Below are 24,633 nucleotides of genomic sequence, written 5' to 3' on the forward strand. Positions count from 1 at the left end.
GCTTCATCGGACAACAACAGCGGCGAGCGTAACGCTGCCGGCTGGGGGCTGGTCGCTCCCGTTCAGGCTCGATAAGGTCGGCCGGCTCGCTTTGGTCTCAAGATCAGCCTCGAACGCCTCGATCTGGCCCTTCGGGAACACAACGCGCTGCTGGCCGCTAGCGGTGTTTCGCTGCGGCTGGAGCGCCGGGGCTCCCGGCTCGGCCTGAGGGGACCCTTCCCCTGCCGCAGCGGTGGGGTATCCCAGCGGGTGCAACGGATCAGCCTTGGTCTTGACGCTGACCCAGCCGGCCTCGAGCAGGCCCGCCACCAACTGAAGCTGGTCCTGCAGCAGCTTCAGCAGCAGCGCTTCTGCTGGGACGACTGGCTTCAAACCAAGGACGCTCCCACGGGGCCATTGCCCCCAGCGACGGCTTCTTCGCTTGCGGCACGGCTGCAGCGCTTTGAGCAGGGGTTTTTCCAAGATCCGCGCCGCCGCCGCAATCCCTCCGGAGCCCGGACGACCTGGAGCAGCGCCTATCTGCCCTATGTCCGCCGCCTTGAGCGCTTGGCTGGGGACCAGGGGATGGCCTGGGGCCTGCCGCTTCTGGAGGCCGTTCTGGAGAGTTATCCCCTGGCCTCGCGGGGGCGACAGCAGTGCGGCACCACCCTCGCGGCTCTGGCTCGAGCCGAAGGGTTGGCGTTGCCCCCTGACTGGGGTGAGCGGGCGGGGGGCTATGGCCTGCATGCCGCCCAATTTCGCCAGCTCCCAAGCGACCTTCAGATCCTGGAGTGGCTTGAGCGCATTCCTAACCCCGGATGGCGCTTGGCCTACGGCCTGATGGCGACCTATGGCCTACGCAACCATGAGGTCTTCTTCACCGACCTCTCCGCCTTGGCACCCGGGGGCGATCGGGTGATCCGTGTGTTGCCCACGAGCAAGACCGGAGAGCACCAGGTCTGGCCCTTTCAACCGGAGTGGGTGGAGCGCTTCGGCTTGGAGCAACTAGGGGCTCAGCGTCAGCTTCTGCCGGCGGTCTGTACCGATCTCCGCCGCACCACCCTGCAGCAGGTCGGCCGCCGTGTTGCCGAGCAGTTCCGTCGCTACGACCTGCCCCTCACCCCCTATGACCTGCGCCATGCCTGGGCGGTTCGCACGATCCACATCGGTCTGCCCGACACGGTGGCGGCTCGGATGATGGGCCACTCCGTGGCGATCCACACCAGGACTTATCACCACTGGATCACCCGCCGGGATCAGCAGCAGGCTGTGGATACGGCCCTGGCCCGGCACCAGGCGAGCGCGGCTTAACCGCGCCAGATTGGAGGCACCCCTGACCTCCAGCTGTGGCCGATCCCAACGCCCTGGACCAGACAGCATCGGAGTTGGGGATGGGCGGAGACCTGGCCCCTGAGGCCACAGCCGATGCCTACCAGCGGCGCATGGCTCGCCGCAAGGAAGTGCAGCAGCAGCGGGTTGGGGAGCGCTCCCTGGAGAAGGGACTGGTGCTGGTCTTCACCGGTGATGGCAAGGGCAAGACCACGGCAGCCCTGGGGTTGGTGCTGCGGACCTTGGGCCACGGGGAGCAGGTGGCCGTTGTGCAGTTCATTAAGGGGGGCTGGCAACCCGGCGAGGCCAAGGCGCTGGAGCTGTTTGGTGAAGCGCTGCACTGGCATGCCCTTGGGGAGGGCTTTACCTGGGAAACCCAGGACCGCGAGCGTGACCGTGCCTTGGTGCAGCAGGCCTGGAAGCGCTCCTGCGAGTACCTCGCTGATCCCCAGCGCAAGTTGGTGGTCCTCGATGAGGTGAATGTGGCCCTCAAGTTGGGCTACCTCGATCTGGAGGATCTGTTGGAGGGATTGAAGCTGCGGCCGCCCTTGACCCATGTGGCGCTCACCGGCCGCGGCGCTCCGGCGGCGTTAGTGGAGCGTGCTGATCTGGTGACGGAGATGAAGCTTGTGCGCCATCCCTTCCGGGAACAGGGGGTAAAAGCCCAGGCGGGCATTGAGTTCTAAGGACTGGTCTGGGTTTGCACCGTGGCCAGGGCGCTCATCAGCACCGAGAGCCCGCTGATCAACAGCGCCCGATGCACGACCGGTTCAGCCCAGGCGCGGGGGTCTTCGGTGAGTTGTTCCACGGCCGAGAGGGTGAGCCGGGCCATGAGGCCGCTGCGGCTGGAGCCGACCGGTGGAATGGGTTGGTCCTGATGCCTGTCCATCCAGCACTCCCATCTGCTGGCATCGAAGCGCTCCTGGCCAGCGTCGGCAAGGGATCTCACGCTTGCTACTGTTCGGCGAACGAAGCTGCAGCACGAAGGGATGGCCTATCAGCGCGTGTTGCTGAAGCTCAGCGGCGAAGCCCTGATGGGCGAGCAGGGCTACGGCATCGATCCTGCGGTGGTGGATGCCATCGCTAAGGATGTCGCCGCTGTGGTCGCCGACGGCAGCCAACTGGCGATCGTTGTGGGCGGCGGCAACATCTTCCGCGGCCTCAAGGGGTCCGCCGCCGGCATGGACCGGGCCACCGCTGACTACGTCGGCATGTTGGCGACGGTGATGAATGCCATCACGCTCCAGGACGGATTGGAGCGGGCCGGCATTCCCACCCGCGTCCAGAGCGCCATCTCGATGCAGGAGGTTGCGGAGCCTTACATCCGTCGCAAGGCCATCCGCCACATGGAGAAGGGGCGCGTGGTGATCTTTGCCGCCGGTACGGGTAATCCCTTCTTCACCACGGACACCACCGCTGCGTTGCGGGCCGCTGAGATCGGAGCCGACGTGGTGTTCAAGGCCACCAAGGTCGACGGGGTCTACGACAAGGACCCCAACAAGCACGCCGACGCGGTGCGCTACGAGAGCCTCTCGTTCATGGATGTTCTCAGCAAAGAGCTAGAGGTCATGGACAGCACGGCCATCGCCCTCTGCAAGGACAACGCCATCCCAATCGTGGTGTTTGATCTGTTCGGTTCCGGCAACATTGGTCGGGCTGTGCGCGGTGAGCCCATCGGCACCAGCATCCTTCCTTCGGCCTGACGGGTCGGCCCCTTTCTTTCTTCAGCGACGCCCTTTTTCTCGCCATGGATCTCGAAGCCAGCATGCGCAAGTCGGTGGATTCCACCCAGCGCACCTTCAACACGATTCGCACAGGCCGGGCGAATGCGTCGCTGCTCGACAAGATCCAGGTGGAGTACTACGGCGCGGATACGCCGCTGAAGTCCTTGGCGACCATCAGCACCCCAGACTCCTCGACGATCCAACTGCAGCCCTTCGATGGCAGCTCCTTGGGGCTGATCGAGAAGGCCATTTCGATGAGTGACTTGGGGCTGACTTGCAACAACGACGGCAAGTTGATCCGCATCAACATCCCGCCCCTGACGGAGGACCGCCGCAAGGAGCTCTGCAAGTTGGCGGCGAAGTATGCCGAGGAGGGCAAGGTGGCCCTGCGCAACGTTCGCCGCGATGCGATCGACAAGGTGAAAAAGCAGGAGAAGGAGGGCGAGTTCTCCGAGGATCAAAGCCGCGATGAGCAGGACAAGGTCCAAAAGCTCACCGACAAGTTCATTGCTGAGATCGAGAAACTGCTGGCTGAGAAGGAAGCAGACATCCTCAAGGTGTGAGCGAACCGCACTGTTTTGATGTCGCCGTTGTCGGCGCCGGTGCTGCCGGCGGCGCAGCGGCCTTCCACCTGGCTGCGAGGGGACGTCGTGTTCTGCTGCTTGAGACGCAGTCCCTTCCCAGGTCCAAACCCTGTGGCGGTGGTATGGCGGCCTCCGTGCAGCGTTGGTTTCCCTTTGATCTGCAGCCGGCCGTTGATCGGGTGATCACCCAGGTGAAATTCACCTGGTGCCTGGAGGATCCGGTTGTGGCGGTCCTTCCTGGCAACTCTCCGTTTTGGATCGTGCAGCGCTCCAAGCTGGACCACTATCTGGTTGAGCGGGCTGTTGCGGAGGGTGCGGAACTGCTGGATGGCTCCGAAGTGTCGTCAATCCAGCGGGATGGCGATCAATGGATGTTGGAGGCCGGTGGCCATGGCTACCGCGCACGAGCCGTGGTGATCGCCGATGGCTCCAACTCTCGTTTTGCTGCCCCCTTGGGCCTCGGTCCCAGTCAGCCGCGGTTTGCAGAAGCCCTAGCGGCGGAGGTTGATGCCGAGGTGTTGGAGGGGGACACGGCCCGATTCGAATTCGGTCTCGTGCGCCATGGCTTCTGCTGGGCCTTCCCCAGGCAAGGGGGCTACAGCATTGGAGTGGGCACCTTCATTGGCCGCGAAGCGGCGGATGCGGATGCGGTGTTAGCCGAATTGCTTCCCTCCTTGGGCCTCTCGCCGGATGCCGGCCTGCGGCGCCGTTCTCCCCTCAGGGTTTGGGATGGTCACTACCCACTGCATGTCCCTGGCGCCGTGGTGGTCGGTGACGCGGCCTCCCTCTGTGATCCCTTTTTGGCGGAGGGGTTACGCCCAGCACTGATGAGTGGCGTGCGGGCCGCTGACGCGGTGGATCGCTACCTGGGCAGCTCGGCTGCCGATGAGCAACAGCAGGCCCTCGCTCAATACACCGCCCAGATGCGCCAGCACTGGGGGGACTCCATGGCCTGGGGCCGGCGCATTGCACAGGTGTTCTACCGGGTCCCGAAAGTGGGTTACCAGCTGGGGATCAAGCGACCGACAGCGCCGCAACGGATCGCCCAAATTCTCTCGGGCGAGATGGGTTACGGCGATATCGCCCAACGCGTGATTAAACGCCTGCTGTTCCAGCGGGGCTGAGCGCTCAGCCGACCTTGGTGCAGTCCTTGAGTTGCCGCAGGCGTTGATCGATTGAGCCCAGCAGCTCGATGGCGAACATCGGGGACTCCTGAACGGCGAAGAGGAACTTCTCGCGGTTCATCTTCAGCAGCTTGCAGTCGCTGACGGCTTTGGCATTGCCGTAGCGGCGATGCTCCGCCGTCACCAGGGCACCGGCCCCAAAGACGTCGCCGGCCTGAATGACCTCATGGCCGACCTCGTCGTTCCAGGTGAGCTCAACGGTTCCTTCCAGAACCCCAAACATGCAGTCTCCGGTCTCCCCGGAGGAGAAGATCGCATCACCTGCCGTTGCCTGAATCACCTCTCCCTGGCTGGCCAGGGCACGCATGGTTTCGAGGGCGTTCATGCAACGACCAACCAACTCGGCCAGAGCCTAAGTCAGTTCTTAATGGCCAGGGCCGCACCGAGACCGCCACGGATGTCATTGGGCAACAGACGGCCGTCGTGATCGGTGTCCAGGGCATCGAACACAGCATCGGTCCCCAGCCATTCCTCGCGGGTGATGCAGCCGTCGCCATCGAGGTCGTTGAGCAGGAAGATTTCCTGGGCGGCATGTTGGAAGGCACCGGCTCCCTCCAGTTCTCCCAAACGGTGGGCCAACTGGGCTTCCAGGGTCTCGATCGCTTTGGTGAATCCCTGGATGCCCTCATCCAGTTTTTCAGTGGCCATCTGATCCTCGGCCATCATCGCCTTGAAGCCTTGGGCATCCAGGTGGATCTGTTGCTCCGTCGTCGCTGGATCAAAGGGGTTCAGTTTCCGTTGCAGATCCCCCTGGGTGTTGCGCAGTTGATCCAGGAGTTTGGGCGAGATGGTGAGTAGGTCACATCCCGCCAATTCGACGATCTCGTCGATGTTGCGGAAGCTCGCTCCCATCACCTCGGTTTTGTAGCCGAAGGTCTTGAAGTAGTTGAAGATCTTGGTGACCGAGAGCACGCCCGGATCCTCGTGGCCGGGATAGCTATCGCGGCCCGTGCTCTTTTTGAACCAGTCGAGGATGCGGCCAACAAAGGGGGAGATCAAGGTGACACCAGCCTCAGCGGCGGCCACGGCCTGAGCGAAGCTGAAGAGGAGGGTGAGGTTGCAGTGGATGCCCTCTTTCTCGAGCACCTCCGCAGCCTTGATGCCTTCCCAGGTGGAGGCAATCTTGATCAGCACGCGATCACGGCTGATGCCCGCTTGGCGATACAGGCCAATCAGCTTGCGGGCTTTGGTGATCGTCGCTTCGGTGTTGAAGCTCAGGCGCGCATCCACTTCGGTGGAAACCCGGCCGGGGACGATCTTGAGAATTTCCTTACCGAAGGTGACGCAGATCTCGTCGAGGGCTTCGCGCACCACCTCTTCAGCCGGTGCCGAGGGGCCGCAGACCTCGCGGGACTCCCGCAGGGAGGTATCAATCAGGTTTTGGTAGGCCGGGATCTGGGCTGCCGCCAGGATCAATGAAGGGTTGGTGGTGGCATCCCGGGGCGTGAACTGTTGAATCGCATCGATGTCACCGGTATCGGCAACCACAACGGTCATCGCGGCCAGTTGGTCGAGGAGATTGGCCATGCCGGGCACCAAACGTAATTTCAAGCTAGCGATGCCAATCGGGGCCTGACTCCCGTTGTCATCAAGCGGTCACGCAGTGCGATCTACTGACGGGCCGTTGTGGGAACCGTGCGGCTGGGCGGGATTTTCTCAATCACCAGCAAGGCCTCAATGATTTGCTTGGCGACGGGAACCGCCACCGTTGATCCGTAGGCGTTTTCGCCCTTCGGCTCATCGACAACGACCAGCACGACATAGCGCGGTTGGTTGATCGGCAAATGGGCGATGAAGCTCGTGATCTTGGCTCCGGCCACGTAGACACCATTGCGTGCCTTTTGCGCCGTTCCTGTTTTGCCGCCAATGCGGTGGCCCGGGATTTGCACGCCACGGCCACTCCCTTTCTCCACCACAGTCTCCATCCAATTGAGGACGGTTTGGGCGATGGCGGGCCGGATCAGTTGCACTCCTGAGGCCGGCGGGGCGCTGGCCAGGTCATCACCGGAGCGCAGGCCGCGGGTGATGTGGGGACTGACCAGCCGGCCGCCGTTCGCCAACATCGCGTGCAGCTGGATCAATTTCAGGGGCGTCAGGTTGAAGCCTTGACCGAAGGCGGCCGTTGCGGGCTCGATTGGTTGGGTTTTAAAGGTCTCGAGGGATTTGAGCTGCCCGGCTACGGCGCCGGGCAGGTCGGTATCCGGAGTGTTGTCGATTCCCAGGGTGTGGAGCCAATGCCAGAAGCGTGCCGGTTGAACCCGCCGCATCGCCTCCACCATCGCCACGTTGCTGGAGACCTGCAGGACCGTTGGGAAGTCGATCAAGCCATTGCCTTTGCGGTCGTGGTTGAAGATCGGCCAGCCGCCAACGGTCAGTTGTCCGGAGTCATTCACCTTCCCTGAAGGGTCAATGGCGTTTTCCTGAAGGGCGATCGCCAGGTTGATCGGCTTGAAGGTTGACCCCGGTTCATAGAGATCTTGGACGGACCACTCACGGAACAATCCCGGCTGGAACTTCCAGAACTGGTTGGGGTTGTAGGTCGGGGTGGAGGCCAGGGTCAGCAGCTCACCGTTGCGGACATCCATGACCAACGCGGCCCCGCGCTTGGCCTTCCATTGCTTGACCTGTTTGGCCAGTGCCATCTGGGCGACTTGCTGCAGGCGGGCATCGAGGGTGAGCTGCAGCTTGAGGTCGTCGCCGTAGAGCACCCCTGGTTTGAGCCCATCGGGCAGGGGCGTGCCATCGGCTCCACGCCGGAGACTTTTGGAGGCTTCTTGGCGACGCAGGTCGCGGTCACGGCTCTGCTCGAGACCCGCCTGGGGGACCCGCTCGAGGTTGAGGAAGCCAACGACATTGGCGAAAAGTCCCCCTTGGGGGTAGACCCGCTGGGGATAGGCCTCAAGATCGACACCGCTGATGCCCAGCTCGCGCACCCGTTGTGCGGTTTCAGGGTCGAGCTCGCTGGCCAGCTTCACACCTGATTTACGGCCATCCATGGCCTTGAGCAACTCGCCCATGGGCTTGGCCAGGACGGGGGAGAGTTTGCGCGCCACATCCAGGGGGCTGCGCAGCCTTCCGATGTCGTCTCCAGGGAAGGAGAAGTAGCGGGGGTGGGCCCAGAGGGTGAAGCGCTCTTCATCCAGAGCAACCAGCCGACCTTGGCGATCAACGATCGTCCGCCTGCGGCCAAGGGGCGTGATCGTTTGGGTCTGAATCGCTCGGGCCCGGTTCAACAATTCGTTGCCCTGGATCACCTGAACCCAGGCCAGCCGTAGCGCTAAACCACTGAGTCCAGCCGCCAGAAGGCCGTAGACGAGCCAGAGCCGGCGCGGGGGTACCGGCTGCAAATCCACGACCCGGTTGCGTCTTGGCCCACGTCCTTCCCGTGGTGCAGGGGCGCGGCGACCCTGCAGCCCCTGCTGCGCCATCAGTAGCCCGGAAGAATTTGACCGGGATTGACTTGGGCCAAGAGGGCTTCAAAGTCGGGCCCTGCTGAGACGGCCGGCGGAGCGACGTAGACGAGCTTTTCACTGCTGGTGGGCTCCAGCAGGGCTGGCTTGCGGGTCATCGAGAGGTGGTGCTGCTCGAGCACCGCCGCTGATTCCTGCAGGCGGTGCTCCAGCCGCTGGGTCGCTTCAAGGGATTGGAAGCTGCTGGTCCAGCGGCCCTGCCAGTGGAGCGTCAGGGCGCTGAGACCGACAACGGCAACTCCCAGGCCGACGAGACTTCCATCGGCAATGCGATGCAAATTGCCAAGCCACGGCGCTTGGCGATCCAGCTTGCGGGCAAGCAGCGTGCCTTGAATCAGCTCGAGGGAACGGCTGGAGCGGCTGCCCGGCGCTCTGTTGCTCTTCTGGAGCGGAACGGCAACCACAAACATCAACGCGTGCTGCGCAAGTCAACCACGCGAGAGCGCTTCCAGCAAGGGGGTTTTCACCAACCCAGAACAACGAGATTGGCGAAGGTCAGGCTGTTCCAGAGGGCGTGCATCAGCACGCAACTGCCGAGCCGTCCACTGCGCCAGCGCAGCCAGCCCAAGCCGAGCCCCAGCACCATCAGCGGCGGAAATTCTCCGAGGCTGGAATGGGCCACGGCGAAGACAGCGGCGCTGACCACAATTCCCCAGCCCGATCCCCAGTAGCGGGCGGCAACGGGCAGCAGCGCACCGCGAAAGATAGTCTCCTCAAAGAGGGGGGCAAGGACGATGGCGGTGATTCCAAAACAAGCCAGAGCGGGAATGTTGTGTCCGTTGAGGACCAATTCCAGGAGGGGATTGCTGCCGCCCGGATCGCCAAAGAGTTGTCCCTGAAGCCAGCCCACCAGGCTCACCAGGGGCAGCACCATCAAGAAGCCTTTGAGGGCTTGGCCAAAGCAAAGCGGCAGGGGGGACCAGCGGAATTGCAGCCAGCCCCCCTGGGGCCCTGGGCCGAGGGGCTTCAGCAGCAGCCTCAGGATCAGCAATGGCCCTGTCATCAAGGCGCCGTAGAGGACCACGACACTGACCCCCTGTTTGAGCACAGCCTCGATCGGCCAGTCCTGCAGCAGCCGCGTCAGCAGCGGTGCCACCAGCAGGGGAGTGATGAGCTCACCGACGACCACAAAACCGCCGGCCACCAGCAGAACCGTGTCAATGCCGGAGAGGGCTGGGCCGAGCCATGGGGGTGCCGCTGGAGTCTTTCCGCGCCAGCGCCTCCAGAGCTCGCGAATCAGCAGGGCGATGCCGCCGAGCAGTCCCAGGCCGGGCACCAGGGTGACCGCCAGCAGCTGCACGCTGGCCTGCCTGGCGACCTGGTCCCCCTGGCAGGCCTCGGCGCCCAGCAGTGCTTCGCAGCTCCACTGGCGTACAAGCGTTGATCCCTTGAGCTCGGAAAGAAGTTGCTCGCGCGACTGGAGGCTGTGCTGTTCGGGGTTCAGCAGCACGGTGGCGATCGCCTGCTGGGCTCCCCCTTCTTGGCTGAGTTGCTTCAGCAGGGTCTGGGCCTGGCTCGGGTCACCTGTGCGTTGCAGCAGCAGGGCTTGCTCAAGCAGCAGTCCTGGGGATGGATTGCGGCCCTCCTCCTCGCTGTCGTTGATCGCGTTCTGGAGGCTCTCCTGGAGGGTTTGCAGGGGTTCACCCGAGCTCAGCAGCGGACGGATGGGCTCGCTCAGGTTCCCCTGGGCCAGCACGCTCAGCTCCAGCTGGCGTCGGCTGAGGTCATCGCCAACGGAGGGGCGTTGCAGGCTGCTGACGAGTCCGTTGAGCCAGAGCAACAGGCTGAGGGCCAGGCTGACCAGCGCCAGGGCCGATTTCCAGTTGGGTGTGTCTGACCTGCGTGGACCGTTGGACTCCTTTTCCGTGCTCACCCCACCGCCCCGTGCATCTCACTGGGCTGCATTCTGCGGCCCAGTGAGGGGCCATAGAGCCCTCAAATACGATGCCGTTTCGTTAAGGAAGTGCCCGTGTCCCTCCGGATCCTGCTGGTTCGCCACGGCCTGAGCAGCTTCAACCTCGAGCACCGGATCCAGGGCCGAGATGACCTCTCGAGCTTGACCGATGTGGGCGCTAAGCAGGCGCTGGCCACCGGTGAAGCCCTGCGGGGTCTGACGATTGATGCGGCTTACAGCTCTCCGCTGCGGCGCGCCCACGACACGGCCAAGGCCCTGCTGGCGGCGCAGGGATCCAGCGTGGATCTGAAGTTGAGCGATGACCTGCTCGAGGTGGACCTGGCCCCTTGGAGTGGCCTGCTGAGCAGTGAGGTCCAGACGCAGTTTCCCCAGGACTACGCCACATGGAAACGGAGCCCTGAGCAGCTCCAGCTGCGGCGCGCCGATGGATCCGAGTACGCCCCGATCCCAGAGTTGATGGCGCAGGCTCAGCGCTTTCTCGATGGTCTGCTGGCGGCCCATGACCCAGGGGGAAGCCCCAAGACCGTTCTGGTGGTCGGTCACAACGCGATCCTGCGTTGCTTCGTGCTGGCCCTCCTTGACTTGGAGGCTTCCGGCTTCCGTCGCCTTCGCTTAGAGAACGCCTCCTTGTCGGTGTTCAACGTCAGTCCTGGGCCAGCTGGTTCGGCCTCCAAGCCCGTCGCGGTTCAAATCGAATCGCTGAACGGCACGACCCACCTGCAGCCCGAGGTTTGCGGAAGCAGCCTGCCCAGCAAAGGTCCAGGCCCCCGGATGCTGCTGGTGCGCCATGGCGAAACCGACTGGAACCGCCAAGGGCGCTTCCAGGGGCAAATCGATATCCCCTTGAACGAGAACGGCCGAGCCCAAGCCGCCGCCGCCGGCGAGTTCCTGCGCAAGGTGAGCTTCGATCGGGCCTATTCCAGTTCCATGTCTCGCCCCCGTCAGACGGCGGAGGGGATCTTGAAGCACCACGCGGGGGTGCCCCTCACCAGCGTCTCTGATCTGGTGGAAATCGGCCACGGTGAATGGGAGGGCCGCCTGGAGGAGGAGATCTCTGCGGGCTGGGCGGAGCTCCTGGCCGACTGGAAACGGGCCCCCGAAACCGTGCAGATGCCCGGTGGGGAGACCATTCACGACGTCTGGGATCGCTCCTTGCGGGGCTGGAACACCATTGCGGCGAGCTTGTCCGCTGAGGAGACCGCCCTGGTGGTCGCCCACGATGCAGTGAATAAGACCATCCTCTGCGCGTTGCTGGGCTTGACCCCGGCAGACATCTGGGCCGTCAAGCAGGGCAACGGCGGCGTCACCGTGATCGACTACCCCAACGGAGCCGATCAGGCTCCAGTGGTGGTGTGTTTGAACCAAACGGCGCATCTTGGGGGGGTGATCGATCGAACCGCTGCCGGTGCGCTCTGATCGCCCTAGTCCCCCGCGTTGACCATGTCCATGTCTCTCCCCCAAGCCCTGGTGCTGCGCCAGGTTCAGCTGTTGGAGGGACCAGGCCAGGCGATTCGCCGCACCGACGTGCGTCTGGAGCAGGGCCGGATCGTCTCCTGGGGTGAGGGTTGCCTGGATCAAGGCACCCCAGAGATGGAGGCCTCGGGGCTCCTGTTGGCCCCTGCCCTGGTCGATCCCCATTCCTGCCTGGACGATCCCCAGAACGGGGTGGCTGAAACCAGGGTCTCCCTGGAGCGTTCCGCGATTGCGGCGGGCTATGGCACCGTCGCTGTTCTGCCGGACTCCTGCCAGTGGCGCGACTCCCCTGAGCGGCTTCAGGCCCTGGGTCCGGTGTCCTCAGGGGGCTTCGAGCTTCTGCGCTGGGGCAGCTTCAGCCTGGCGGGGGATGGCCAGGAGCTGGCCCCCCACGGCGATCAATTGGCCAGTGGAGCCCTGGGGCTGGCGGATGGAGCCCAACTCCCCTCTCTGCCGCTGCTTGAGCGTGGCCTCAGCCTGGCGGAAATGGACGAGGCTCCCGTCCTCCTTTCGCCCCGTGATCGCCGCCTGGCCCAAGAGGGCTTTGTCAGAGAGGGGGTCGCGGCCCTGCGGGCGGGATGGCCCATGGATCCCTCCACCAGTGAAAGCCTGCCCCTGCGCAACCTGTTGGCGCTGGCCGAGCGCTATCCCTCCCGCCGCCTGCAGCTGATGAATCTCTCCACCGCCGAGGCGGTGAACCTGCTTGAGGCCGTGGCCCCAGACGAGCGCCCGCCCGCCACGGTCTGTTGGTGGCATCTGCTGGTGGACTCCGCCAGCTTGGATCCGATCGCGGAGGGGTGGCGTGTGGAGCCGCCCCTGGGATCCGCCCTGGATCGCCAGCGGCTGAAGCATGGGCTGCGCCAGGGGCTGATCAGCGCCGTGGCGGTTCACCATCAAGCGCTGGATCCTGAAGAGCAGTTGCTTCCGGTGGATCAGCGCCGCCCTGGTGTCGCCGGCCATCGCTTCGTTCTGCCGGCCCTCTGGCAGGAGCTGGTGCAGAAGGATGGCTGGAGTCCCGAGGAGCTGTGGCAGGTGCTCTGTTTTGGCCCCGCCTCACTGCTTGGTCTCGCTCCTCCCCAGCTGGCTCTGGGCACGGATCGCTGGTTGCTCTTTGACCCCCAGCAGGTCTGGTCGGCCCAGCAGGATTCCTACGCTCCGCTGGCTGCCAACCAGCCCCTGGCGAAGGCAACCCTCAAGGGGCAGGTGCTGGGGACGGGGCTGAACCCCCTGCTTTGGCGCCGGAGTCCTTAAGCGGATCGCTGTTCGCTAACGCACCGGATGTGGGGAGGGGCCAGAAGCGCCAGAAGGCCCGTCCGATGATTTCCTGTTCAGGAAGGAAGGCGCCACCCGGCCAGAAACGACCATCCCAGCTGTTCGCCCGGTTGTCCCCCAGCACCAGGACATGGCCCGGAGGGACAACGGCATTCAGGGTCCGGCACTGCCCCATGCCCAGGGCATCGACGGGGCAGTAGTTCTGCACGTAGGGCTCCTTGAGCCAGGTGCCATTGATGTTGACCTGCCCTCGCGGGTTAACGACGACCCGATCACCGGAGACGGCGACGACGCGTTTGATGTAGGCATCACAGGCCGGATCGGCGACCCCTGGAATGCTGTTCAGAATGGGCAGCTGGGCCAGGACGCAACTGAAGGGTCCGACCTTGCGATCAGCGCTCAGAACGGGATCGAAGTGGTGGGGTGCATGGAAGACCACGATCTCTCCTCGTTTGGGTGAGCGGCGGCGCAGGGAGAGTTTCTCCACCAGCAGCCGGTCCTGCAGCTGTAGTCCAGGCAGCATCGAACCCGAGGGGATGTAGCGGGCCTCCAGGACATAATGGCGCACGCCCAGGGCCACTCCGAGGGTGATCAGCACCCCCCTCCAGAACACCCAGGGACTCTCCGGGGGGGGCTGTTGAGGGTTGCGTTCGGGGTCTGAACCTCCGCTGTTGCTGCTGGCGGCTTGTGTTGGATCGTGCGAGGACAAGGACGGGGCTGCCAGCTGGGGGTTCGGCTAGGGAAGATTAGGTCCGTCCCCTCGCTTGATCGATGGTTCGTCCGCGTTGGTTGTCCGTTCAGCGAACCGCCGCGGCGCGCAGCTGGTTGATCTGGGATCGGACCATTGCCCTGTGGGCCACGGTCAATTTGGTCTGGGTGGTCTTTGATATCACCTATGTCCCCTTCCGCACCTTCTGGTTGCAACGGAATCTGACCCCGATTCCCCAGGTGCCGCTGGTGGTTCCGCTGACGGTTCTGCCCAACATCACCCCGCTCTACGACCCGGTGAAGGGCATTGAGCCCCATCGGGAGACCCAGGGCTATCTGCAGCAGTTCGATCAACTGGATGCGGCCCTGCTTGAACCCGCTCCATTGAGCAATTCGCTTCAGCTGCGCCGTCAACAGGTGGCACTGACCGAGGCGATGATCAACGAGAACCCCTTTGCCGCCTCAGGTAACAGCGGCACCCTCGAGAAAATTAAGAACCGCCTGCGTCAGCGTGCTGGCTTGGACTCCGCCAAGCAGTCCGCCCAGCGCCTGCTCTCGGATGGCTGGCTACAGCAACACTCCTGGGAGGAGGAACGGCGCTTCTGGCAGCAGCAGATCCTCCCGCTGGTGGCCACGAGCTATTGGCGCTCGATTGATGAGAACGGCCGACCCAGCGATCACTTCTGGCGCTACGACCTTCTGCTCTTTCAAAGCGTCTTTGCCTTCGACATCCTGCTGCGGATGCTGCGTTTGCGGCGGCGCTTCCCAGGCCTGAGTTGGCGGGATGCCCTGCTGCGGCGTTGGATCGATCTGCCGCTGTTGCTGCCCTTTTGGCGCTGGATGCGCCTGGCGCCGGTGGTGGAGCGTTTGAGTCAGACGGGATTGATCAATGTCGAGCCGCTGCGGGCCGTGATTAGTCGCGGTGTCGTCTCGCTCTTGGCGTTGGAGCTCTTTGAGGTTTTGGCTCTGCAATTGGTGGATGGCACCCAATCGCTGATTCGATCTCCCCAGTGGCCGCGCATGATTCGGAGCCTGCGCAGCCACCAGAGTGTCAGCGCGCTACCCCCCCAGCTCGAGCAGCCCCTCCTGGGTTTGCTGCAGTTGTGGGGACCGATGGTGCTCGGCCAGGTCACCCCCAGGCTGACCCCAGAGCTGCAGTCCCTGCTCAGCCATGCCCTCGAGCAAAGTTTGCGGGAGGTGCCTGGGGGGGCGGTGGTTCCCTCTGCCCTGGCCCGTCAGCTCACCGCCAGCATGGTGGAGACCGTCGTTGAGCTCTCCCGGACAACTGCGGATCGCTTGGCACAGAGCGATGACCGGCAGGCGGAACTGCTGCAGCGCTTCGGTGATCGCTTCTGGGAGGAGTTGGCCGCGGCTCTGGAGCGCGGGGACACCCTGGAGCGCAGTCAGGAGCTGCTCTGCGGCTTGCTCCAGCAGGTGAAGTTGAACTACTTGGCCCAGGTCAACCGCGCCGGCATCGGCGCCTTGATGGAGGAACTCGATGAACTGACAGCGCCTGTGCCGCTTAGCCCAGAGCCGCCTGCCACTCCTCAGGCTTGAATCCCACCAGGGCCGTGCCGGCTTCAGTGATCGCGAAGGGACGCTTGATCAGCTTCCCGTCAGCAGCCAAGGCAGCAAGAGCCTCGTCATCGCTGAGTGCAGCGACGGCCGCGGCACCAAGGGCGCGATAGCTCTGGCCACTGGTGTTGAACAGCCGCTTGCGCCCCAGGCTCTTGAAGGCCAGGCGCAGGTCATCCATGCCCGGGGGATCGAGGGTGATATCGATCAGCTCGAGATTTCCATTCCCAACAGAAAAGCCCTGCTGGTCAAGCCATTGCAGGGCTTTGCGGCAGGTGCCGCATTTGGAGTAACTGAAGAGCCGAAGACGGCTGCTGCTCACTTGCCCAGCAGGCTCTTGATGGCGCCCACGAGGCTGTTGGAGCCGCTGCCGGTGCCGCCTTGGGGCCGGGTGCGAACGGTCACATCACCGTTGACGCTGGTGCGGCAGCTCAGGCGGTAGTTAGCGGGACGGTCAGCCAGGTAGACCTGCTCGACGTCGCTACGGGGGGAGAGGTTCTGCATGCCCTCAACCACCTCGACGACGCAGGTGCCGCACTGGCCGACGCCACCACAGTTATTGAGGTTGTTCAGACCGCCGTAGGGATTGACGCCTGCATCCACGGCAGCCTTGCGAAGGTTGGCCCCTTCAATGCATCCGACCTGCTGGCCTTCCTTTTCAAAACGGATGGTGGGCACGGTCGGGCGGGGATCTTCGGCGCCGACAAACCTACCTGGCCGCAGACGTTCTTTGACGTTGTTTGCTTCGGCTGACACCAAATGCAGCGTCCTGCCGTGTCCCATTGGGCTGCTTAGCATTGGCCTTTCTTTGGCCGAAACGGTGCATCCAGCGGGTTACGACCGTCTCCAGAGCCAAGTCATTCCTGGCTACGGCAGTCTGGCTCGCCTGGCCGTGGCCCTGCTCAGCAGCTCACCCCAGGCTCAGATCGAGGGTTCATCCGTCCTGGTGGCGGGCTGCGGCACCGGCGCGGAGCTTCTGGAAGCGGTTGCGCAGCGTCCGGATTGGCGGCTGACGGCCTTGGATCCCAGCGACGAGATGCTCCAGGCCTCGCGCGATCGCCTGGGTGAAGGGGTTCCCATTCGTTGGCATCAAGACACGGTTGAGGGGTTTGTCGCCGCTGACGCCGAAGCCGGTGGCTACGCCGGCGCCCTCTCGGTGCTGGTGCTTCAGTCCCTTCCTGATGACGGCAGCAAACTGGCCTATCTGAGCGCCCTAGCCCAGTGCCTGCAGCCCGGGGCTCAGCTGGTCTTGGTTGACTTGATGCGCAGCTCCCTGACGTCGTTGGAGCCGCAGCTCGATGCGGCCTGGGATCGCTTCCAGCGCGCCAGTGGCCTCGATCTCACCCGCGATCAGTTGGCCTCGGAGGGTTTGCATCCCATCGGTCTGGCCCGTCTCACCAGCCTGGTCAACGCCGCTGGTTTTGGTGATCCGGCCCGGGTGTTTCAGGCCCTGGGTTTTGAAGGCTTTTTGCTGCAGAAGCGGGGTTAAGACTGTTGCGCTGCGGCGCTGCAGGCGTCGATCAGCGCAGGGACGGCGTCCGCATCGAGCCACCCCAGGATGTCGACGACCCGGCCCTCCATGCTCTTGTAGGTCCGGAAGAATTCGGCCACCTCTTCCAGCTGCACCGGAGCGATCTGTCGAATGCTGTTGATGCCCCGTTGGTTGGGATCGGCCGCAGGAACGCAGAGGAGCTTGCCGTCATGGGCCCCCTCGTCGAGCATGTCGAGGATGCCGATGGGACGGGCCTGGATCAGGCATCCGGCAAAGGTGGGTTCGTGCATGATCACCATCGCGTCCAGAGGAGCACCGTCCTCTGCGAGGGTGTTGGGGATAAAGCCGTAGTCGAAGGGGTAGCGCACGGAGGAGTGCAGCACCCGATCGAGGGCCATCACTCCAGCCTCTTGGTTGAACTCGTATTTATTGCGGCTTCCAGCTGGAATCTCCACCACGAGGTTCACTAGCCCTGGCCGCGGGGAGGCCTGCAGACTGCGCAAATCCATGGCTGGGTTGCTCGATCACGCCAGAGGGGGGAGCCGCTACCTGAGCGGGACCCGATCGACTGCCCAGCACGCTGGCGATCGGAATCACCATGGTGCAGACGGCAACGACAAAGCCCAGAAGGGGAGCGGCGGAGTCGTAAATCGGGCTGGAACTAAAGGGTTCCTCGCTCGATTCGCTCAACACGGGGGTGGATCTGCTGCTTGCGGCTTGCGTGGTGGCCGGAACCTGAGCCGCAGGAGCGGATCCGCTGGTTCGGGGAGGGGGGTCTGAGTCCATCGACGGGGTTAATGAAAACCCTCAGTACAGATTAGATATGTGCATCCTGACATCCGGCGATGGGACTGTCAGGTGCAGCGTCTATGCCGCGGGGCGTTCTTGCTCGTGCTGATCCCGCCGGCTATCGAGGGTGGTGGGGCTGAGATTGCTGGAGTCCAGAAGCTCTCGAATCGTGCGCAGTTCTTCGAGGATCGAACCCAGGAGTTGCTGGGTTGCCGTTGAAGGGGAGTTCAGTACCTCAACGGTCACTTCCTTGATGCGCAGGACGTCCCGGGCGAAGCGAGCCACCTCATTGGGGTGGAACATCAAGGGTTCTTTCTGATCGCTGCGGTACTCTGGGTTGAGTTTGCGGGGATTGAAAGGCGGGTTGAGGTTGCGCGGATCGGTGTTGGTGTAGCGGTAGACCGAGGCCCGTGAGCGGTTCAACGAACGCTGAACTTCGTCGATGCCAATCAGGTTCTCGGATTGTTCGGAGCTATTGGCTGCGCCTTCTGCACTGGCTTCAATCGCAGCGGCTGCACTGGCCATCCCTTGCCCCATTCCTGAAGTGAACGAATGGGGGTTCATGAGACGTGCGTGCGACGGGTAGGAATCCAGCGGAAACTAGCAGGCTTTCCTCTCTGCAACTGAAATTTCGTCTTGATTTCCGCTTCACTTGTGGCGCTTTTTTAAGCGGGTGGGACGGAACGGTTCGTGGGGCTGCAAATGCTGGCTCCAGGGCTGCTCGAGCAGGTGATAGCTTCCGGCCTCTTTCCTTGCTCGGATCCCATGCGCGTCTCCCGCCTGATGCTGGTGACGCTGCGGGATGACCCCGCCGAGGCTGAAATTGCCTCCCACAAGCTGTTGCTGCGAGCCGGCTATATCCGCAGGATTGGCAGCGGCATCTACGCCTATCTCCCCCTCCTCTGGCGCGTCCTTCAGAAGGTCTCAGCCGTTGTCCGCGAGGAACTCAACGCGGCGGGTGCCCTGGAGACGCTCCTGCCCCAGCTCCAGCCGTCTGAGCTCTGGCAGCGCAGCGGGCGCTGGGCCGGGTACACCGACGGCGAGGGGATCATGTTTCACCTTGAGGACCGTCAAGGTCGCGAGCTCGGTCTCGGCCCGACCCACGAGGAGGTCATCACGGCACTCGCCGCTGATCTGCTTCGTTCCTACCGGCAACTCCCGGTCAACCTGTATCAGGTGCAGACCAAGTTTCGCGATGAGATTCGTCCCCGCTTCGGTCTGATGCGTGGGCGCGAATTCATCATGAAGGACGCCTATTCGTTCCACGCCAATGAGGACTGCCTGAAGCAGACCTACGGCCTGATGGACCAGGCCTACCGCAGGATCTTTCAGCGTTGTGGCCTGCGGGCCGTCGCCGTCGAGGCCGACAGTGGTGCCATCGGCGGTTCGGCCAGCCAGGAATTCATGGTCACGGCTGAATCCGGTGAGGATTTGATCTTGGCCGCCGGCGATGGCCGCTACGCGGCGAACCAAGAGCGGGCGGTTTCCCTACCACCCGAGCCCCAGCCGCTTCCGCCCGGCTCGGCTGTGGAGCGGATCGAGACCCCTGGTCAAAGCACCATTGAGGCCCTGAGCCAGGCCCAGGGTTGGCACCCCACGCAGGTGGTCAAGGTGCTCCTATTGCTGGCTCGCTTTGAAGACGGTCTGCAGCAGCCGTTGCTCGTCTCCCTGCGGGGCGACCAGCAGCTCAATGAGGTCAAGTTGAGCAATGCCGTCAGTCATCGTCTCTCGGCTAAGCACGGAACCCTTTTGGACCTGCAAGCACTGCAGCCCGATGAGGCGGCCAAGCAAGGCCTGACGGGGATTCCCTTTGGTTACATCGGGCCGGATTTGAGCGATTCGATGCTCTCTGGTGCCAAGTCTTGGGCCCCCCGCTTTGAGCGCTTTGCCGATGGCACCGCCACGGCCTTGGAGGTCTTCATTTGCGGCGCGAATGAGCGCTACGCCCATCGGCTGGGCGTGAGCTGGGCTGCGCTCGGGGGGGCTCCTGATTCAGCCGATCTGCGCTCCGCGCAGCCCGGAGATCGCTGCATTCATGACCCCAGCCAAACCCTCGAAGCCAGCCGTGGCATTGAGGTGGGGCATATCTTCCAGCTCGGCAGGAAGTACTCCACGGCCCTGGACGCCACCTTTACCAATGAGTCTGGCCAGGAGGAGCCCCTGTGGATGGGCTGCTATGGCATCGGAGTGTCGAGGCTGGCCCAGGCCGCCGTCGAGCAACACCACGACGCCAACGGAATCTGCTGGCCCACCGCAATCGCTCCCTATGAGGTGATTGTCGTGATCGCCAACGTCAAAGCAACGGAGCAGGTGGACTTGGCGGAAGGTCTCTACGACCAGCTGCAGGCGGCCGGCGTTGATGTGCTGCTCGACGACCGCTCTGAACGGGCTGGCGTTAAGTTCAAGGACACAGAGCTTCTGGGAATTCCCTGGCGGGTCGTGGTCGGTCGCGGCGCGGCTGAGGGCCAGGTGGAGTTGGTTCAGCGCTCCACTGGTGCCAAACAGGACCTCGCGGCCGACCAGCTGGAAGCCACCTTGCTGCCCCAGCTCCTGCTGGAGCGTCAAGGACTTCTGGCCTCCGAGGCCCCCTAGGATCCCGCTCAAGTTGATCCCGAGTCCGATGGCAGCTGGTTGGCGTCGAATCAAAGCAGCCCTGCTGGCTGTCTGCCTGGGCCTGACCCTGCTGGTGACGGCTTGCTCTGGCAGCTCGGGTCCCCTGACCGGTAACTACGCGGAGGACACGGTCGTCGTCGCGGATCAGCTGATGGCCACCATTGCCATTGCGGCTGATGATCCTGGCCGCAGTGAGGCGGAGACCTCGGCACGGGCCCTGATCAATGACTACATGGCCCGCTACCGCCCCCAGGCCAAATTCAATGGCTTGGCCTCCTTCACCACCATGCAGACGGCCCTGAACTCCCTGGCGGGCCACTACGCGAATTATCCGAATCGCCCCGTCCCCGATGCCCTGAAGGAGCGCCTGAATAAGGAACTCAAAAAAGCTGAGACCGGTGTCGTGCGCGGCGCCTGATCCTCTCCTACTTCGTTGTTTGAACCCAAAGCGGCCCATCCGGGCCGCTTTGGGTTCAAACAATTCCGTGATTGTTTTGACGGAGGGTCACCCCATCTGAGATCCTTGATCCTTGTGCTTAGAAGCGGCTGCGGGCCGCTGTGTCCTTGGCCAACGTTGTCGTCATCGGTGCTCAATGGGGTGACGAGGGGAAGGGCAAGATCACCGATCTCCTGAGTCGTTCGGCCGATGTGGTCGTCCGTTATCAGGGCGGTGTGAATGCCGGCCACACGATTGTTGTGGACGACAAGGTGCTGAAGCTGCACCTGATTCCCTCCGGCATTCTTTACCCAGGAACCGTCTGCCTGATCGGCTCCGGCACCGTTGTGGACCCCAAGGTCATGATCGGTGAGCTGGACATGCTCGCTGAGAACGGCATCCCGGTCGACGACCTGCGTTTGGCCGCGACGGCCCACGTGACGATGCCCTACCACCGCCTGTTGGATCAGGCGATGGAGCAGCGCCGCGGTGATCAGCGCATCGGCACCACCGGCCGTGGCATTGGCCCGACCTACGCCGATAAGTCCCAGCGCAACGGGATCCGGGTGATCGACATCCTGGATGAATCGCGCCTTCGGGAACGTTTGGCCGGTCCGCTGGCGGAGAAGAACGAGATCCTGCAAAAGATCTACGGCATCGAGCCCCTGGATTTCGACGCCGTCGTTGCTGAGTACGTGGCCTATGGCCAGCGCTTGGCTCCCCACGTCGTCGATTGCACCCGCACCATTCACCAGGCGGCCAAGGCCAAAAAGAACATCCTGTTTGAGGGCGCCCAGGGAACCCTGCTGGATCTCGATCACGGCACCTACCCCTACGTCACCTCCTCGAATCCAGTCAGTGGTGGTGCCTGCATTGGTGCTGGCGTCGGGCCGACCCTGATTGACCGCGTGATCGGTGTGGCCAAGGCCTACACCACCCGCGTCGGTGAAGGTCCCTTCCCTACGGAATTGGAGGGCAGCCTGAATGACCACCTCTGCGATCGAGGTGGTGAATTTGGAACCACCACCGGACGCCGCCGCCGCTGCGGTTGGTTTGATGGGGTGATCGGCCGCTATGCCGTTGAGGTCAACGGTCTCGATTGCCTGGCCATCACCAAGCTCGATGTTCTCGATGAACTCGACGAGATCCAGGTCTGTGTGGCCTATGAACTCGATGGCCAGCGCATCGAGCATTTCCCCGGCTCCGCTGAGGATTTCGCTCGCTGTCAGCCCATCTTTGAGACCCTGCCGGGTTGGCAGACCTCCACGGCTGATTGCCGCCGCCTTGAGGATCTTCCGCCGACGGCCATGAGCTATCTCCGCTTCCTTGCTGAGCTCATGGAAGTGCCGATTGCGATCGTTTCCTTGGGTGCTGATCGCGACCAAACCATCGTGGTCGAAGACCCCATTCACGGTCCCAAGCGGGCCCTGCTGAGCCGCTGACTCCCATGCCTGAAGTGAAGACCTTGGATGTTGTCGGGATCGGCAACGCGATCGTTGACGTGCTTGTTCAGGCCGACGATGCCGTCATTGAGGGCTTTGGCCTGACCAAAGGCACGATGGCCCTGATTGATCAGGACCAAGCCGAGTCGCTCTACTCCAAGCTCGGCCCTGGCTTGGAAACCTCTGGGGGATCCGCGGCTAATACACTCTCTGGCATTGCCCAGCTTGGCGGGCGTGCTGGCTTTATTGGTCGGGTGCGGGATGACCAATTGGGCACGATCTTTGCCCATGACATCCGTGCTGTGGGGACCCGTTATGAGACCCCCGCTGCAACGGCTGGGGCCTCGACCGCACGCTGCTTGATCCTGGTGTCACCGGATGCGCAGCGCACCATGTGCACCTACTTGGGTGCCTCGGTTGGCCTCGACCCCAGCGATCTGAATCTCGAGATGGTGGCCCAGGCGAAGGTGCTCTACCTCGAGGGCTATCTCTGGGATAGCGACGACGCCAAGGCTGCTTTTCTTGCGGCCGCCAAGGTGGCGAAAGAGAACGGTGCCGAAGTGGCGCTGAGCCTCTCCGATGCGTTCTGCGTGGAACGCCATCGCGACAGCTTCCTTGAGCTGGTCGACGGCCATGTCGACATTCTCTTTGCCAATGAGATGGAGATCACCTCCCTCTACAAGGCCAATAGTTTTGATGAGGCCTCCCAGGCTGTCCGCGGCCGCTGCCGCATCGCCGCCCTGACCCGCAGCGAGCAGGGTTCTGTGATTCTCAGCGGCGATTCATCGATCGCCATCAAGCCCTTCAACCTGGGCCCGCTTGTGGACACCACGGGTGCCGGTGACCTCTATGCCGGTGGTTTCCTGCATGCCTACACCCAGGGCGAATCGCTGGAGCGCTGTGGTCAGCTCGCCTCGCTCTGCGCTGGTCAGGTGGTGACCCAGCTGGGTCCCCGCTCCCAGGTCGATCTGAAGGCCCTCGCCCAGACGCACCTCAACTAGGGCGGCAGGCCGCTTCAGCCCAGGCTCCATAGCCAGGGCTGGCTTCTGCACTCCAGACGATCCACTCGGGTGTTTCGTAGCTGTGGTGCTCATGGACGGCGGCCTCCAGGGCCTGCTGCTGCTCTCGAGTGGTTTTGATCAGCAGCTCGACCTCCGCACTGTCCTCGATCTGTCCCTGCCACCAGTAGAGGGCCCGTTGCGGTCGCAGGGCGACGCAGGCCGCCAGACGAGTCTCCAGAAGAACGCGGGCGAGGGCCTCGGCGGTCTCTGTGTTGGCCTCGGTGGTGAGGGCCAGGATCAACGATGGGCTCATGACCGCGCTTGCGCTGCCCCAACTTGACGCAGGATTCCTTCCGGTGTCAGGCCTACTGGCAGCTGTTCTGCGGGGGGGCGGATCTGGATCAACTGCAGGCCTAGCTCCTGGCTGAGCTTCTGCCAGATCTGCTGGGTGAGTCCCCCGGATTGCCTGCAGAGCACGGCGCTGATCCCCCAGCGCCGGCAGAGGGCGCGTTCGATGGCGCCCTCGGGCAAAGCCCCGGGCCGCACGCAGGCCAGCTGTTGCGGTTCAAAGCCTGCCGCTAGTGCAAGACGCAGGCTCTCCGGGTTGTCGAGGATCCGCGCGAAGTGCTGCGAAGCGGAGCTCTGGCGCAGGGCCGCTTGGAGGTGTCTCGAGCCAATGGCCAGGAGCAGTCGCTCTCCCCCCAGCGCGATGGAACGCAGATCCTCGAACTGTTGGATCCCATGGATCCGGGTTCCTTCAGGCAGGCGAGGGGTCTCCCGTTGCAGTCGCAGCAGGGGTTGGTTCATGGCCTGGCAGCGCCGTTGCAGCCTGCCGCTGATCACTACGGCGAAGGGATGGGAGGCATCGAGCACCCAGCGGGGTCTGAGCGTCCTCAGCAGTTGATCAACGGCCTCATCCTCCTGGAGCTTCCCCACCTGAAAGCGCAGATTGGGGTGGGACCGATAGGCCCGTGTGGCGGAGGCGCTGACCACGCTGACCAGAACGTTCCAGCCCTGCTGCAGCAAGGCCTGGGCCAGGGGCGGACCATCCCCGGTGCCTGAGACCAACCAGATCGTCTCGGCAGGTGCCGAGGTCGAGGAATCCCCCTGGTGAAATTCCAGGCCTTGCATCAGGATGTGGCCCCGTGCCATTGACCGGTCCTGTGAACCATTGCTTGCTGGAGGTGGAGGTGCTGGAGGCGCCTCAGGTTCGATACACCCAGGACAACCAAACTCCAGTGGCGGAGATGGCCGTTCAGTTCGATGGGCTGCGTCCTGATGATCCGGCGGGTCAGCTCAAGGTTGTCGGCTGGGGAAGTCTTGCTCAGGACCTGCAGAACCGTGTGCAGGTTGGCCAGCGGCTGATGGTCGAGGGTCGTCTGCGGATGAACACCGTGAGCCGCCAGGACGGGACCAAGGAAAAGCGCGCTGAATTCACGCTCTCCCGCCTGCATCCCCTCGGTAGCAGTGGCAGTGGCGGTAGCAGTGCCGCCCCTCGTCCTGCCGGTGCTGCACCGGCTGCTGCACCGGCTTCGGCTCCTGCCCCTGTCCGCAGTGCCGCCCCCGCACAGCAGCAGCCTCCCACCTGGAACACCGCACCCCTGGTTCCTGACCTTCCCGAGGGCGAGGACGAGATTCCGTTCTGAT

At 63.6% G+C, this 24,633-nt stretch carries 27 protein-coding genes; 14 read left to right on the forward strand and 13 right to left on the reverse strand.

Going from position 1 to position 24,633, the window contains the following annotated elements; genetic code table 11:
- Nucleotides 1-102 precede the first annotated feature (102 nt).
- Both CB0205_RS0108875 and cobO read left to right on the forward strand, forming a co-directional pair.
- On the forward strand, nucleotides 103-1,290 hold the full coding sequence (locus CB0205_RS0108875) for a site-specific integrase (RefSeq protein WP_029626259.1): 1,188 nt from the start codon (nucleotides 103-105) through the stop codon (nucleotides 1,288-1,290).
- An 80-nt stretch (nucleotides 1,291-1,370) separates the two neighbouring features.
- Nucleotides 1,371-1,994, forward strand: coding sequence for a cob(I)yrinic acid a,c-diamide adenosyltransferase (cobO, locus tag CB0205_RS0108880; protein WP_083797931.1), 624 nt, complete (start codon nucleotides 1,371-1,373; stop codon nucleotides 1,992-1,994).
- On the opposite strand, the gene CB0205_RS0108885 is transcribed toward cobO, so the two are convergent.
- The gene (locus tag CB0205_RS0108885; RefSeq protein WP_369791656.1) at nucleotides 1,991-2,257 is read right to left on the reverse strand and encodes a hypothetical protein; all 267 of its coding nucleotides are present in this window, start codon (nucleotides 2,255-2,257) and stop codon (nucleotides 1,991-1,993) included. The two genes, cobO and CB0205_RS0108885, sit on opposite strands and share 4 nt — an antisense overlap.
- Nucleotides 2,258-2,297: 40 nt before the next feature.
- Between CB0205_RS0108885 and pyrH the strand changes: the two genes are divergently transcribed.
- The 3 genes from pyrH to CB0205_RS0108900 are packed head-to-tail and all read left to right on the forward strand — an operon-like array spanning nucleotide 2,298 to nucleotide 4,740.
- Nucleotides 2,298-3,011 carry a UMP kinase gene (pyrH, locus tag CB0205_RS0108890; RefSeq protein WP_010316646.1) on the forward strand — a complete coding sequence of 238 codons (714 nt, stop codon included), beginning with the start codon at nucleotides 2,298-2,300 and terminating at the stop codon, nucleotides 3,009-3,011.
- A 44-nt stretch (nucleotides 3,012-3,055) separates the two neighbouring features.
- Entirely contained in the window at nucleotides 3,056-3,595 is a 540-nt protein-coding gene (frr, locus tag CB0205_RS0108895) for a ribosome recycling factor (protein WP_010316649.1), read from the forward strand.
- Nucleotides 3,592-4,740 (forward strand): NAD(P)/FAD-dependent oxidoreductase, encoded by a 1,149-nt coding sequence (locus CB0205_RS0108900; RefSeq protein ID WP_029626260.1) that lies wholly within the window; start codon nucleotides 3,592-3,594, stop codon nucleotides 4,738-4,740. The genes frr and CB0205_RS0108900 overlap by 4 nt, the downstream gene beginning before the upstream one ends.
- 4 nt (nucleotides 4,741-4,744) lie before the next feature.
- Here CB0205_RS0108900 and CB0205_RS0108905 read toward each other — a convergent pair whose 3' ends face one another.
- The 5 genes from CB0205_RS0108905 to CB0205_RS0108925 form a co-directional block, all read right to left on the reverse strand.
- Nucleotides 4,745-5,125, reverse strand: coding sequence for a Crp/Fnr family transcriptional regulator (locus CB0205_RS0108905; protein ID WP_010316652.1), 381 nt, complete (start codon nucleotides 5,123-5,125; stop codon nucleotides 4,745-4,747).
- 32 nt (nucleotides 5,126-5,157) lie between these two features.
- Nucleotides 5,158-6,327 (reverse strand): transaldolase, encoded by a 1,170-nt coding sequence (locus CB0205_RS0108910; protein WP_010316653.1) that lies wholly within the window; start codon nucleotides 6,325-6,327, stop codon nucleotides 5,158-5,160.
- An 83-nt stretch (nucleotides 6,328-6,410) separates the two neighbouring features.
- Nucleotides 6,411-8,228 (reverse strand): penicillin-binding protein 2, encoded by a 1,818-nt coding sequence (locus tag CB0205_RS0108915; protein WP_029626261.1) that lies wholly within the window; start codon nucleotides 8,226-8,228, stop codon nucleotides 6,411-6,413.
- On the reverse strand, nucleotides 8,228-8,680 hold the full coding sequence (locus tag CB0205_RS0108920; RefSeq protein WP_010316655.1) for a hypothetical protein: 453 nt from the start codon (nucleotides 8,678-8,680) through the stop codon (nucleotides 8,228-8,230). The genes CB0205_RS0108915 and CB0205_RS0108920 overlap by 1 nt, the downstream gene beginning before the upstream one ends.
- Before the next feature lie 53 nt (nucleotides 8,681-8,733).
- On the reverse strand, nucleotides 8,734-10,143 hold the full coding sequence (locus tag CB0205_RS0108925; RefSeq protein ID WP_010316656.1) for a CPBP family intramembrane glutamic endopeptidase: 1,410 nt from the start codon (nucleotides 10,141-10,143) through the stop codon (nucleotides 8,734-8,736).
- Between the two features lie 96 nt (nucleotides 10,144-10,239).
- On the opposite strand from CB0205_RS0108925, the gene CB0205_RS0108930 reads away from it, so the two are divergent.
- Entirely contained in the window at nucleotides 10,240-11,601 is a 1,362-nt protein-coding gene (locus CB0205_RS0108930) for a histidine phosphatase family protein (protein ID WP_010316657.1), read from the forward strand.
- A gap of 24 nt (nucleotides 11,602-11,625) precedes the next feature.
- Nucleotides 11,626-12,909, forward strand: coding sequence for a dihydroorotase (locus CB0205_RS0108935; RefSeq protein ID WP_029626262.1), 1,284 nt, complete (start codon nucleotides 11,626-11,628; stop codon nucleotides 12,907-12,909).
- On the opposite strand, the gene lepB is transcribed toward CB0205_RS0108935, so the two are convergent.
- Nucleotides 12,851-13,639: a signal peptidase I gene (gene lepB, locus CB0205_RS0108940; RefSeq protein ID WP_010316659.1), complete on the reverse strand. Its 789-nt coding sequence runs from the start codon at nucleotides 13,637-13,639 to the stop codon at nucleotides 12,851-12,853. The genes CB0205_RS0108935 and lepB overlap by 59 nt on opposite strands.
- A gap of 62 nt (nucleotides 13,640-13,701) precedes the next feature.
- Here lepB and CB0205_RS0108945 point away from each other — a divergent pair, with 62 nt between their 5' ends.
- Nucleotides 13,702-15,195, forward strand: a complete 1,494-nt coding sequence (locus CB0205_RS0108945; protein WP_029626263.1) for a hypothetical protein — start codon at nucleotides 13,702-13,704, stop codon at nucleotides 15,193-15,195.
- Here CB0205_RS0108945 and CB0205_RS0108950 read toward each other — a convergent pair.
- Nucleotides 15,161-15,535, reverse strand: a complete 375-nt coding sequence (locus CB0205_RS0108950) for a Spx/MgsR family RNA polymerase-binding regulatory protein (RefSeq protein WP_010316664.1) — start codon at nucleotides 15,533-15,535, stop codon at nucleotides 15,161-15,163. The two genes, CB0205_RS0108945 and CB0205_RS0108950, sit on opposite strands and share 35 nt — an antisense overlap.
- Nucleotides 15,532-15,891 carry a 2Fe-2S iron-sulfur cluster-binding protein gene (locus tag CB0205_RS0108955; RefSeq protein WP_029626264.1) on the reverse strand — a complete coding sequence of 120 codons (360 nt, stop codon included), beginning with the start codon at nucleotides 15,889-15,891 and terminating at the stop codon, nucleotides 15,532-15,534. Before CB0205_RS0108955 ends, CB0205_RS0108950 begins: the two co-directional genes overlap by 4 nt.
- A gap of 142 nt (nucleotides 15,892-16,033) precedes the next feature.
- On the opposite strand from CB0205_RS0108955, the gene CB0205_RS0108960 reads away from it, so the two are divergent.
- On the forward strand, nucleotides 16,034-16,702 hold the full coding sequence (locus tag CB0205_RS0108960; protein WP_232197283.1) for a class I SAM-dependent methyltransferase: 669 nt from the start codon (nucleotides 16,034-16,036) through the stop codon (nucleotides 16,700-16,702).
- Here CB0205_RS0108960 and CB0205_RS0108965 read toward each other — a convergent pair.
- Together CB0205_RS0108965 and CB0205_RS0108970 are read right to left on the reverse strand one after the other, a co-directional pair.
- Entirely contained in the window at nucleotides 16,699-17,214 is a 516-nt protein-coding gene (locus tag CB0205_RS0108965) for an inorganic diphosphatase (protein ID WP_010316670.1), read from the reverse strand. The two genes, CB0205_RS0108960 and CB0205_RS0108965, sit on opposite strands and share 4 nt — an antisense overlap.
- A 358-nt stretch (nucleotides 17,215-17,572) precedes the next feature.
- A complete protein-coding gene (locus CB0205_RS0108970) occupies nucleotides 17,573-18,019 on the reverse strand; it encodes a hypothetical protein (protein WP_010316672.1) in 447 nt (148 codons plus the stop codon).
- Nucleotides 18,020-18,259: 240 nt separating this feature from the next.
- Here CB0205_RS0108970 and CB0205_RS0108975 point away from each other — a divergent pair, with 240 nt between their 5' ends.
- From CB0205_RS0108975 to CB0205_RS0108990, 4 genes are all read left to right on the forward strand, one after another.
- The gene (locus CB0205_RS0108975) at nucleotides 18,260-20,086 is read left to right on the forward strand and encodes a proline--tRNA ligase (RefSeq protein ID WP_029626265.1); all 1,827 of its coding nucleotides are present in this window, start codon (nucleotides 18,260-18,262) and stop codon (nucleotides 20,084-20,086) included.
- Nucleotides 20,087-20,114: 28 nt separating this feature from the next.
- Nucleotides 20,115-20,525 (forward strand): photosystem II protein Psb27, encoded by a 411-nt coding sequence (gene psb27, locus CB0205_RS0108980; RefSeq protein ID WP_010316676.1) that lies wholly within the window; start codon nucleotides 20,115-20,117, stop codon nucleotides 20,523-20,525.
- Between the two features lie 146 nt (nucleotides 20,526-20,671).
- On the forward strand, nucleotides 20,672-21,985 hold the full coding sequence (locus CB0205_RS0108985; RefSeq protein ID WP_010316677.1) for an adenylosuccinate synthase: 1,314 nt from the start codon (nucleotides 20,672-20,674) through the stop codon (nucleotides 21,983-21,985).
- A 5-nt stretch (nucleotides 21,986-21,990) separates the two neighbouring features.
- On the forward strand, nucleotides 21,991-22,986 hold the full coding sequence (locus CB0205_RS0108990) for an adenosine kinase (RefSeq protein ID WP_010316678.1): 996 nt from the start codon (nucleotides 21,991-21,993) through the stop codon (nucleotides 22,984-22,986).
- Here CB0205_RS0108990 and cutA read toward each other — a convergent pair.
- Together cutA and CB0205_RS0109000 are read right to left on the reverse strand one after the other, a co-directional pair.
- Complete coding sequence (cutA, locus tag CB0205_RS0108995; protein ID WP_010316679.1) at nucleotides 22,979-23,299, reverse strand: divalent-cation tolerance protein CutA; 321 nt, start codon at nucleotides 23,297-23,299, stop codon at nucleotides 22,979-22,981. The two genes, CB0205_RS0108990 and cutA, sit on opposite strands and share 8 nt — an antisense overlap.
- Nucleotides 23,296-24,138, reverse strand: a complete 843-nt coding sequence (locus tag CB0205_RS0109000) for a precorrin-6A/cobalt-precorrin-6A reductase (RefSeq protein ID WP_010316680.1) — start codon at nucleotides 24,136-24,138, stop codon at nucleotides 23,296-23,298. Before CB0205_RS0109000 ends, cutA begins: the two co-directional genes overlap by 4 nt.
- An 11-nt stretch (nucleotides 24,139-24,149) precedes the next feature.
- On the opposite strand from CB0205_RS0109000, the gene CB0205_RS0109005 reads away from it, so the two are divergent.
- A complete protein-coding gene (locus CB0205_RS0109005; RefSeq protein WP_029626267.1) occupies nucleotides 24,150-24,632 on the forward strand; it encodes a single-stranded DNA-binding protein in 483 nt (160 codons plus the stop codon).
- The last annotated feature ends 1 nt before the right edge of the window (nucleotide 24,633 follow it).

Origin of the sequence: Synechococcus sp. CB0205 (assembly GCF_000179255.1) — a bacterium.
In the GTDB taxonomy this organism is placed as follows: Bacteria; Cyanobacteriota; Cyanobacteriia; order PCC-6307; family Cyanobiaceae; genus Vulcanococcus.